Source organism: Nitrospirota bacterium (assembly GCA_020851375.1).
Taxonomy (GTDB): domain Bacteria; phylum Nitrospirota; class 9FT-COMBO-42-15; order HDB-SIOI813; family HDB-SIOI813; genus RBG-16-43-11.
This window is the reverse complement of record JADZCV010000035.1, coordinates 1-10,602: the sequence shown is the minus strand read 5'-3', so window position 1 is coordinate 10,602 and position 10,602 is coordinate 1. Positions and strand designations below refer to the sequence as shown.

The 10,602-nt window shown below is 45.9% G+C and carries 8 protein-coding genes; all 8 read left to right on the top strand.

Going from position 1 to position 10,602, the window contains the following annotated elements; translation table 11 throughout:
* Positions 1–130: 130 nt before the first annotated feature.
* The 8 genes from cobS to IT393_07425 all read left to right on the top strand — a co-directional run bounded on the left by cobS (position 131) and on the right by IT393_07425 (position 10,215).
* A complete protein-coding gene (gene cobS / locus IT393_07460; protein MCC7202478.1) occupies positions 131–892 on the top strand; it encodes an adenosylcobinamide-GDP ribazoletransferase in 762 nt (253 codons plus the stop codon).
* Positions 889–1,494: an alpha-ribazole phosphatase gene (gene cobC, locus IT393_07455; GenBank protein ID MCC7202477.1), complete on the top strand. Its 606-nt coding sequence runs from the start codon at positions 889–891 to the stop codon at positions 1,492–1,494. The genes cobS and cobC overlap by 4 nt, the downstream gene beginning before the upstream one ends.
* A gap of 209 nt (positions 1,495–1,703) precedes the next feature.
* Positions 1,704–5,078, top strand: a complete 3,375-nt coding sequence (locus IT393_07450) for a hypothetical protein (GenBank protein ID MCC7202476.1) — start codon at positions 1,704–1,706, stop codon at positions 5,076–5,078.
* Positions 5,079–5,199: 121 nt separating this feature from the next.
* Positions 5,200–5,715 (top strand): carboxypeptidase regulatory-like domain-containing protein, encoded by a 516-nt coding sequence (locus tag IT393_07445; GenBank protein ID MCC7202475.1) that lies wholly within the window; start codon positions 5,200–5,202, stop codon positions 5,713–5,715.
* Positions 5,716–6,035: 320 nt separating this feature from the next.
* Positions 6,036–7,901: a hypothetical protein gene (locus IT393_07440; GenBank protein ID MCC7202474.1), complete on the top strand. Its 1,866-nt coding sequence runs from the start codon at positions 6,036–6,038 to the stop codon at positions 7,899–7,901.
* A gap of 150 nt (positions 7,902–8,051) precedes the next feature.
* Positions 8,052–8,813 carry a hypothetical protein gene (locus IT393_07435; protein MCC7202473.1) on the top strand — a complete coding sequence of 254 codons (762 nt, stop codon included), beginning with the start codon at positions 8,052–8,054 and terminating at the stop codon, positions 8,811–8,813.
* A 966-nt stretch (positions 8,814–9,779) separates the two neighbouring features.
* On the top strand, positions 9,780–10,007 hold the full coding sequence (locus tag IT393_07430; GenBank protein ID MCC7202472.1) for a DUF4177 domain-containing protein: 228 nt from the start codon (positions 9,780–9,782) through the stop codon (positions 10,005–10,007).
* Between the two features lie 4 nt (positions 10,008–10,011).
* Complete coding sequence (locus IT393_07425; GenBank protein ID MCC7202471.1) at positions 10,012–10,215, top strand: membrane protein insertion efficiency factor YidD; 204 nt, start codon at positions 10,012–10,014, stop codon at positions 10,213–10,215.
* Positions 10,216–10,602: the final 387 nt, after the last annotated feature.

Genomic DNA, 10,602 nt, shown 5'->3' with positions numbered 1-10,602 from the left:
CATCTTTCCTATGCTTCCTGTCTCAATATGTTGCATATCCCCCTTCACACACCACAAGCGAAATCTCCATTGACAGCAAAATCTTATCCAGCTACTATATCCTCAGAAATCCAAATTCCTATGTAATTTGATGATAAGACCGTTGTCCATTTCTTTGGGATTCCTGACAGTTCTTCCTATTCCCGTAAAGGGGGAATTAAGACCAGCGGATATGGGAAATGCAATGGCCTTCTTCCCGATTGCCGGAGCCGTTATCGGGGGGGTACTGGTATCTGCAGATGTCGTGCTGTCATCCATACTGCCAGTGGTTGTTGTGGATTTCATACTGATTGCGGTTCTTGCACTGATTACCGGCGGGATTCACTTAGACGGACTTGCAGATACAGTTGATGGTTTGTATGGTGGAAAGACGGGGGAAGATGCACTCTCGATCATGAAGGATAGCAGGGTGGGGGCAATCGGCGCGGTAAGTCTCATTGTTATTATCGGGCTTAAATATACAGCGCTGCTATCTTATCCTCAGTCGCTTCCTCAGATTTCAAAGTATGCTGCCCTCTTTTTAATGCCGCTTTTGTCAAGATGGTCTATGGTACTGACGGCTTTTTTATCTGTCTATGCACGAATGAGCGGAGGTACCGGCAAAGATTTTGTTGATACTGTTTCACCGTTGAACCTGCTGACGGCTACCATATTCGCATCTGTAGCTGCCGGACTGATGATGGGATGGAGAGGCGGTCTTGTCATTTCATTCATAGGCGGGACTACCCTCATCGGGGTTATTTACTTTAAGAAAAGGCTGGGTGGTGTTACAGGTGATGTCTTAGGGGCAGTCAATGAGGTGAATGAGGTGATGGTACTTCTGGTCATTCTGATCATCTCACAATTCAAATGAAAGATTACACGCGGATATATTTAATCCGTCATGGACACCTTGTAAACTCACACACGGGTGTTTATAACGGTCACACAGATATTGATTTATCTCCTGAAGGGCTGACACAGACTATTGCTGTAGCAGAGTCGTTCAGGGATAAATCCATAAGTGCAATCTACTCAAGTGACCTGAAACGCTGCCGTGACGGGGCGGAAATTATTGCGGCGCCTCACGGATTAAAGGTAATGCCGGTAAAGTCCTTAAGGGAGATGAACTTTGGATGCTGGGAAGGCCTGACTCCTGAGGAGGTCCAGTCAAAATATCCGGATGTATGGGATAAATGGATTGCAGACCCTGTATGTACAAGCCCGCCTGGCGGAGAGACACTTCTTGATATACAAAGGAGAGTGATTAAGGAGTTAAAGGTTATAATAAGGAGGCATGCGGGCGAGGAAATAATTCTATTCACCCATGCAGGTGTGAGCAGAATTATAATCTGTCATGCCATAAACCTTGCCATTGAAAATTGTTTCAGGATACAGCAGGATTTCTGCGGTTTGAATATTATAGACTTCTATGAACAGACCGCTGTAGTGAGACTGATTAATGGGACGCCGTAACTATGGTGAATTTGGCCGGATATGATCTCCCCCAGCGCATTACTTCATTTCACATGGCCAATAATTGTCTTGACAATATTAATTATTAAGTTATACTTTGGCCTGATTTGCTAATATCTTAATATTAAGTCTTTCCATAAACCTTACCCGGAGGGTTAAAATAAGTTCTTCCCATTACATAATTTTAATCTTAATTTACGGAGAAAACCATGATAAGAAAATCTATTATTATTCTGGTACTTCTATTATCTTTCTTTACAATTATAACTCCGGCCCATGCCCTGGTGGTATCATCCGATCCATTCGATGAAACTGACCATTATGCCATTCTCCTTCCAACACCGGATGGTGCCATCACACAGATTCAGGCAAAGGTTAAAGCGCCTGATCAGGTATCTATTGGAGCTGGAGAGATCTGGGCGCTCGCCAGATATAAACTCACTCCGGCAGAGGGTGGCAGAAACTTTTTCTTTTCTGTTTCTCACCCGGTATCCATCCAGGGACTTGATCCAACATCTCCTGCCTTAATCAGTTTTGATTTTTCAGAAGAGCCGGTTCCTGCAAATGCCTATTACAGGACTCTTACCGTTTACTATCAGGAGGATCCTGCAAATGAACCTCTGTTGATTGCCGAATATACTCCTGAACAATTAATCCTGAGGCCCTCCGGGGATACTATACAAACAGATCTTGAATTACCGGATTCTGCAGTAAGCGGTGAGCTTGTCCTCGGACCGCTTACAGTGATACGGGAGAAGGGTATACCGCAAACGGACAGCATCCCATTTACAGTTTCTGATGCCACCGGTACTTTCTTTTTGCGCATAATAAATGGGACTGCTGATGGAACACACCGTGTATCAAGTGCTGTAATCAGGCTAAATGACCAGGATATTTTAAGGCCTTCGGAATTAAATCAGAAGGCCTCAGGATTAAATCGCCAGATAGTCCTGCTTCAAGGTGAAAATCTACTGGATGTAAGATTACGCAGTGTGCCCGGCTCATCTATAACTATTGAGATTTACCGTCAGAGCGGAAATATCTGCAGGGCCTTTGGCCCTCACACCTTTATCAGGGCAACAGGGAAGCCGATTTTGGAAAATGTCACCTTTCCTCTGAACCCCCGGCTTACCGGCCCGTTCACATTAAACGTTACCAACGGTGATACAAGCGGGGCTAACAGGGTTGATTCTGCAAGTGTCAGCTTAAACAGTCAGGCAGTCTTTGTCTCAAGCCAGTTTAATGAGCAGGTCAGCGGACTTTCAAGTACTGTCTCACCACAAGCTGCCAACACTATAGGAGTTGAAATTAACGGATCACCGGGAGATCGTTTATCCCTTGAAATGACGGGTTTTGATAACACCCCGCCTCTATTGGTTATTGCAAGTCCCACGCATGGGACCACCTTCTCTACGAGCCCTGTTACTGTCACCGGGACAGTGGATGACCCCTCTGCCTCTGTGACAGTCAACGGGATTGCTGCCACTGTCACAGCCGATGGTACATTCACAGTGGAGGGTCTTACCCTTCAGGAGGGTGAGAATACAGTGACGGCGACAGCCACTGACCCCTGTGAGAACCAATTCCAAAATGTGATAACGGTCTATCTCCAGACTATCCCTTCAGGGCCTGATATTACACTTTGTGCAGAGCCATTTGTGGAACTGATTCCTCATCCTCCGGGTGAGGATTGCAGTGATCAGGCTTATGGGAAGTGGTATGGATTTGTAACAGGCATTGTAGATGAGAGTGCAATATCATTAAGTCTTAATGGAGTACCCCTTCCTCCTGGAGAGCTTGTCTATGACACAGGGGGAGTATTCTACGGGATGTGGGAGGAGGACTTCTTCTGGGCCATTGTCAGTCTTCCGCCGGTAGATGGGATTCACCCCTTCACGGCTGTGGCGGCAGATGCAAATGGGCATCAGAGGAGCGCCACAGTCGACTTTATCAGGGATACAATAAAACCGGTTATCATGATCACAGCCCCTTCCTATGGGGCCGTCCTTAACACTTCCACTGTGACGATTCGTGGCACTGTGGATGATCCTGAGGCCACACTGCGGCTCGGCTGGACCGGCGCCGTAATTCCCGTTATCAATGGGGCCTTTGAGGTAAATGTCTCCTTAAGGGAAGGGATAAACAATATTCAGATTACTGCCAGGGACCCGGCAAACAATTCCACATATGTTTCCCACCGGATTATCCTGGATACGATTCTGCCAGTGATCAATGTTTCAAGCCCAGTAGATGGAGCGGTTGTCAATATGGTAAACATAGGTGTGTCCGGTACGGTTACCGATCAGAACATAGGTACTGTTACTGTTTCAGCCAACAGTGGCCCACCCCAGGCGCTCACAGTGGCTGGTACGGGCTTCAGCGGGACGGCCACCTTGAGTTCCGGCCAGAATGTCCTTTTCTTTGAGGCAAGGGATCGGGCAGGCAACATTGACAGCGCCACAAGAAATGTCTTTTTAGACTTGCTCCAACCTTTGGTATCCATTACATCCCCTGCATCAGGGGCTCAGGTCAGCGGGGTTATCCCTGTGAATGTAGAAGCTGCAGATATACAATCCGGCATCTCCAGTGTGAGCCTTTTAGTGGACGGTGAGTTATATACAACTACTTCTTCCTTCCCCTACACTTTTGAAGTTGATACAATCACCTTTGCCGCTGGCGCGCATACCCTGACAGCGCGTGCTGTAGACGGGGCAGGCAATCAGGCAGAGGAAAGTATCGATGTAGATATCCTCCGGCAGATCCAGTTGCAGATCACCTCTCCAGCAGAGGGAGCTACGGTGAATCGATCCCCCCTGCTGGTTAAAGGGAGGGTGATCAACAATCTCCCTGAGGCAGGTGTGGCGGTAAATGGCGTGATAGCCATTGTCTATGGGAATGAATTTGCAGCAGAGACATATCTCCAGGATGGGTTGAACACCATCACGGCCACGGCGACAGACGGAGCGGGACTTGAGGTCAGCGCCCTAATCTCTGTGACTTTTGCGCCGGAAGTCTCCTCGGTCTTCTTAACTGCCATACCACATAGCGGGATCCAGCCGCTTGAAGTGACCTTGGAGGTAGAGGCATTCATAACAAATCCTGTAGCCAATTATCAGTGGGACATCGATGGGAACGGGACAATTGACACAAGTGGGGCAACGCTGTCCATCATAACAAACATCTATTCCACTCCAGGCATGTACTTCCCGAAGGTCATAGCTACTGACACCCTCGGTAGTATCTATGAGGCAACTACAGCTATTACTGTCCTCTCTGTCACAGAGATGGGTACATTGCTTCGGGCCAAGTGGGATGGGATAAAGGGGACTTTAATGAGTGGAGATATGGAGACCGCCCTTACTTATTTTGTGGCAGGAAGCAGGGATAGATACAGGCAGGCCTTTACGGACCTCGGCAGCAATCTCAATGCGATATTCTCAAGCATAAGTGAATTCAAGATCAACACACTATATGGCACTGTTGCAGAATGCGGGGTCATCAGAGTAGAGAATGGAATTCCATATTCATATCCAGTTACCTTTGTGCAGGATGAGAAGGGGATATGGAAGATCATAGGATTCTGAGAAGGTTAATAAATATTATAGAAAAGCATACGAATATTCGCAACAATATAGAAAATAATGATTCTAATATATTTCTCCAATTATCGAACATAGTTCAAACACAGCTGGAGAGATGAGCAATATGAAGATTAAATACATATTCCTGTTAATAGCCGTATTCGTCATAACTTCCGGCTGTTATGCCACTATCACTGGAAAGGTGCTTGATGCTGAGACAGGGGAACCCGTAGAAGGGGCTGTAGTACTGGTGGAGTGGACAAAGACAAAGGGATTTGGATTGACGTATACAGAATCATATAAGGTTATTGAAGCGGTTACGGATAAGGAAGGTAAGGTTATGATTTCCGGCACATTCAATCCACTTGTAAATCCTCCTGATCTAACTGTTTATAAAAAAGGATATGTGGCATGGAATAATAAGTTTATTTTCCCTAAGTATGAAAAAAGAAAAGATTTTAAATGGGAGAAGAATTATATAATCAAGATGGATCGTTTCAAACCAGAATATAAATATTCTGAGCATGTATCATTCATTCATAGTGCTATACATTTAGGTCTTGGAGAGAAAAAGTTAATTGTAAAGGCTATAGAGTCAGAAGAAAATAAAGCCTTTGAAGAAAGGCAAAAACTGAAATAATAAAAGGGGATTTACAAATGCTTAAGAAAAATATTTGCATTGGTATTTTTATAACAATATTCCTTTGTAATAATGCATTTGCCTTTGATGATGAAATTACACATCCAGACATTACAGAAAAAGCAGTTAACAATTCAAAATTGGAAAATTATCTTATTCAAAACTTGGATTTAAAAGTTGGATTAAAGACAAAATTTCCTTTAAGCAGTGAAAAGACTATTTTATACTGGTTACGGAAGGGATCCATTGATGAAGACTCACCCCTCTGCCGTGCTTCCAACCATTTCCATAATCCTTTGCTTTCCTGGGATCAGTCCTTCATGAGCGATGACACAACGACTTTGGGGTCTATGATCAGGGTATGGTGTAATCTATGGGGTTGGCCCTACTCTGAGAGAAGTTCCCTTGTCACTTGGGGAACAGGGTACCTGAGTCCTTCCCCGGATGGCCCCAAGGTCATAATAGACAAGCAGCAATGGGGATGGGACAAGGCCCGAGACTACTACGAATTAGCCTTGAACAGTCCCACTGTCGAAGAGCGGGAGAGCTATTTTACCAAGACCTTCCAGTCCCTGGGACAGGTGTTGCATCTGATAGAGGACGGGGCACAGCCTGCCCATGTGAGGAATGATTTCACATCACACCTTACCTATACTGGTGTTGAATTGTCTCCTCCATGGAGGTGGTTCGGAAGCCAATTCGAACACTATGTCAAGAACCACCCTGGCCTTGTTGCGAGTGCAGAGCCGATTAAACCCATTTTTGTCAATGCAAGACTTACCGACTTCTGGGATACGAATCAGTACGTCGAGACGAATCCACCACAGTTTAATGATCTAACTGTGGGCATTACGGAATTTACCAATGTCAATTATTTCAGTGATTCGACCATTCCAGGCAATAGTCCAACTCCAGAACATACCTTTCCTTATCCACAAGTCAACAGTACAAATGCCAGGATATGTCTGGACTATGCTCCAGGTTCCACAGATGTAAGGAAATACATAAGCAGGAATAGCAAGGGAGATTGTCCTCCGCCTTCTGCTGCAAGGTTAGCAGACCATTTTGCAACCCCCAGTTTCTTAAATGAAGAATATCTGATAACAGAGGGAAATATTCCGACTTTAAAGTTGTGGCTGGATGAGAATGTTCATAGTACCTATGCAACGGAACTCCTCCCCCGTGCCGTGGGTTACTCTGCGGCCCTGATCGACTATTTCTTCCGGGGCAAACTCGATTTTGTGATAGACGAGGGGGACCGGGGGGATGGAACGAAAGGGATCAGGATTTACAACCTGTCTGACGAGGAGATGGAAGGGACTTTTTACCTCTACTATGATGCTACGGATGGAAACCGGTATCTCTTGGGTTCATCGAGTCTGCTCCTCTCACCTCAAGGTTTAAGCGCAGTCCTTAGTTTTTCTGTTCCGAACAATAATATCGAAGAAGACCGGTATGTGATTGTCTTTCGCGGCCGGATTGGGATGGAGCAAGAGGCTGTGGCAGGATACATCCATGGTGCTGGATGGAGGGAGGAATGGGATGCAGGACTTTATGAAAATCACAACTGGGTGTACAGCGAAACTGATCTTGCAGGCCAGAACCCGAATAACGGGATGACTATAAATAATATGTTAAGTGGGAAGCTTGTTAAGGAGAATATTCGCTATGCGGGAGAGGAATGGGGCCGTGCCAATGAGACCTACATCGGCGTGGCAGATGAGGTGAGCAATGGAACCTACTATCATGGAGGATATGCCATCCCCTACGACTTTACTGACAGGTTTCCGATGCAGGTGAACTCCGATACATGGTTGAGTCTCAAGATAGATGACATGACTATAAATGAGCCCATTCCTGCCCAGTCGTGCGGCATGACTGAGTGGCCCACCGGAGACTATCAGGGATTATCATTTGAATTCAGATTGGGAGACGGGGGCACTCGCAAGCTCGTTTTTACTGTTTCAGGACATGAGAGTTATATGTGGCCCACCATTCTTGTTCCGGTGGCACAGGATTATTCCATAAATGTGTATGATCTGCTTGTTGCGTGGGGTGGGATTACAGAGCCTGTATATCTTGATGGCATCAATATTATTCAACAGATGCTAAACCTGTGTGCCCCATCTTCGATTGAACATCGCCAGCACATGGAAGTGGATTACATCCGGTTGGAGAAAAGATGAAAAAATACTTATTATTTATTCTCCACTTTTTTTGTTTTATTTTTTATTCCCATATATCCTGTGCTGATGACATTGCTAATCTATTGAAGAGTAAGTGGATGTCCATGACAGAACGACCGGTCAGCTCAGCGTTGGACAGACTGAGGTGACATGAGCAACATCCCCGTGGCTGAGAACAGCCGGTCCACCTATGAGAACTTCGTAGCCCAATGCCCCACGTGCGGGAAGGAAAGTGTTTTTAATCGGGCTTCAGACCTGAAGACGTTCGAGCCGATCGCTGGCCGCGATATGTTATGTTTGAATAGCGCCTGTGAGAAACTGTTTCGCATTGTGGGGGACTCCGTCAATGCTGCATATGAGATGCTCATCTTTGAGTGCTACGAGTTGCGCTATGGAAAGCACTACATGAATTGTATCCTCAGCCTTGCACAGGCCTACGAGGTCTTCTTCAGCCTGTTCTTGAGGGTCGAGTTGGTCTACAAGCCATTCGGAGCCGACTCTATGCGTGACCTGGATGACTTGAATCTCGTCGCCACGAATCTGCACGACAAGATCAAGGGCTATTCGTTTGCACAGATAAGAGCGCTGTTCCTCCAGCAGGTCGTGAAGTACCAGTCTCCTAAGAGTGTCAGGGCCGCGTCCGCAGTGGTGGCTGGCCTGCCGTGCCACCAAGTCGATCCGAAGGACGCGGACATTGAGGGCTTGAGCGCCCCGACGCTCGTGCCGCTTTTGAAGGCCATCAAGGCCACTAAGATCAACAGCTTGAGGAACCAGGTTGTGCACAAACGGGCCTATCGTCCGACGCTACAAGAGGTAGACTATGCCCTTGAGGAGGCCAGATCTATCCTGTTCCAGTTGGGGAAATATTTCGATCTGCACGACGAGATCAACTGGTATTTGAGGACTGAATGACAATGGAGCTGTCCAACTAGGCGTTGGGCCGCCACGAGTTTGCCGATACATCAATGAAAGAGTCTCTGCAACTTCAAAGAAATGGAACAGGCACAAGCGCATTCCAGTAAAACCCAGACGTCAATTGTATGCCAGGAATGAGGGATTGTAGCTCATTAAAGACCCGTACCCCATCCGGTTCCAACTTCGCAACGATTTGTGTTTTACCCTGTTGCCGACATATTAGGAAGAGTCGCTTCTCAAAAAGATCCTTCAGGCACATGGCGCAAGAGCCTGCTGGGTGTATAGATAGGGCTCTAGCGAAGGATGACAATGATAAGGCCATGGCATTGCCATCGTTGATTCCAACCAGGTAAGATTCGATTAAAAAATAGGTCCGCTTGTCCTCTGGAAGTGCTACAGATCCTGTCTTAGGCAGGCTCCGTTCTTCGTGAAAGGCACTATACCAGTTTTTGAAGTAGATGCCGTTGAGGGATTTCATTAAGGCATCGGCCCGTTGTTGCGAAAGCTGTTGAATCAGCATAGAGTTTATAGGAATTTGTTTTTTCTATGACAGAATAGCAGGCTGAGATTTTACTGTCAATGTAGATTTTGTCTGTGATATATAGAAGGCAGTTATACATGATGTTTGGGCAATGGTTCAAGCACTCCTTGGCCATAACGACGTCAAGACGACCATTATTTACACATAGGTACTTAACCGCGGACCTGCGGGTGTTCGCAGTCCCGTTGACGTACGTTGATGTAGCTATGGAGAATGTTATGCCGATTCATATAAGACACCGTGATAAAAACACCGTAGAGCTGTGCAACAGGCTGATATAGCATGGATAATAATTGAAATGAGGCCTTTTGTGCAAGCGTCTTATACGGAACGTACGATTTTTAGGGTCTTATACGGGTACATATATATATAGTTGGATGCCTTAAAGAACAAGGAGGAAAACTGTGTCATATAAATATAAAATGGTTCAGGTCCCACCCATGATTTCGGTAAAAGAGAAAGAACACAAAGGTACTGAGGCCGCCACTTACATGGAATCTGTTGTCAATCAGATGGCAGATCAAGGATGGGATTTTTACCGAGTTGATTCTATCGGGGTTCAGTTGCAGCCGGGGTGCCTCGCTGGATTATTAGGCAAAAAAGCAGCAGAAGGACTTTACTATGTTATCACCTTTAGAAAACAGGCATAATGTATTGATCATCTTAAGTGAAAAAATGATCTTGTTATACCGCCGATTAGCTTCGGAAAGGATCAGAAAGTCATGTCGATTTGAGCCATCGTGTTCTGAGTATACATTACTATCCCTGCGGGAAAACGGTTTCTTGGCCGGTTGGCAAAAAGCGCTGAGGCGTGTGATTCGTTGCCGCCCTCCGCATGGTGGTATTGAAATGCCGTAAAACATCTAACTAGGCGTTGCATCCGACGCCGGCCACGGGTCCGGCGCGGCTGCAACTTTTCCGTTAAATGGATGAAGAATATGTATGCAGTTGAAATCAAATTAGAGGTTACAAGTAAAGAACTCAATTTCCTGTCCGACCCTGAACTATCACAGATAATAAGGACAATTCTTACTGAGATCGATAATCTGGTACTCATAAGAGCTTATAGAAGTATGATATATCTTTCTATGTCCATATTGGAAGGAGTACTTTTCAATGGTAAGCGGTTAGTTAACCGCACCCCTCAGAATTTCATGTTAGTGATGATGTCACGATCCGCATACTGCGGCAACAGCGCTTTGTAATCTTTATCACTTTGAGCCACAGGCAGGTTGTTAAAGAGAT

Bases quoted from the DNA above. Each gene is read 5' to 3' on its own strand.
- cobS (MCC7202478.1), top strand. From the start codon at position 131: ATGATAAGACCGTTGTCCATTTCTTTGGGATTCCTGACAGTTCTTCCT.
- cobC (MCC7202477.1), top strand. From the start codon at position 889: ATGAAAGATTACACGCGGATATATTTAATCCGTCATGGACACCTTGTA.
- IT393_07450 (MCC7202476.1), top strand. From the start codon at position 1,704: ATGATAAGAAAATCTATTATTATTCTGGTACTTCTATTATCTTTCTTT.
- IT393_07445 (MCC7202475.1), top strand. From the start codon at position 5,200: ATGAAGATTAAATACATATTCCTGTTAATAGCCGTATTCGTCATAACT.
- IT393_07440 (MCC7202474.1), top strand. From the start codon at position 6,036: ATGAGCGATGACACAACGACTTTGGGGTCTATGATCAGGGTATGGTGT.
- IT393_07435 (MCC7202473.1), top strand. From the start codon at position 8,052: ATGAGCAACATCCCCGTGGCTGAGAACAGCCGGTCCACCTATGAGAAC.
- IT393_07430 (MCC7202472.1), top strand. From the start codon at position 9,780: ATGGTTCAGGTCCCACCCATGATTTCGGTAAAAGAGAAAGAACACAAA.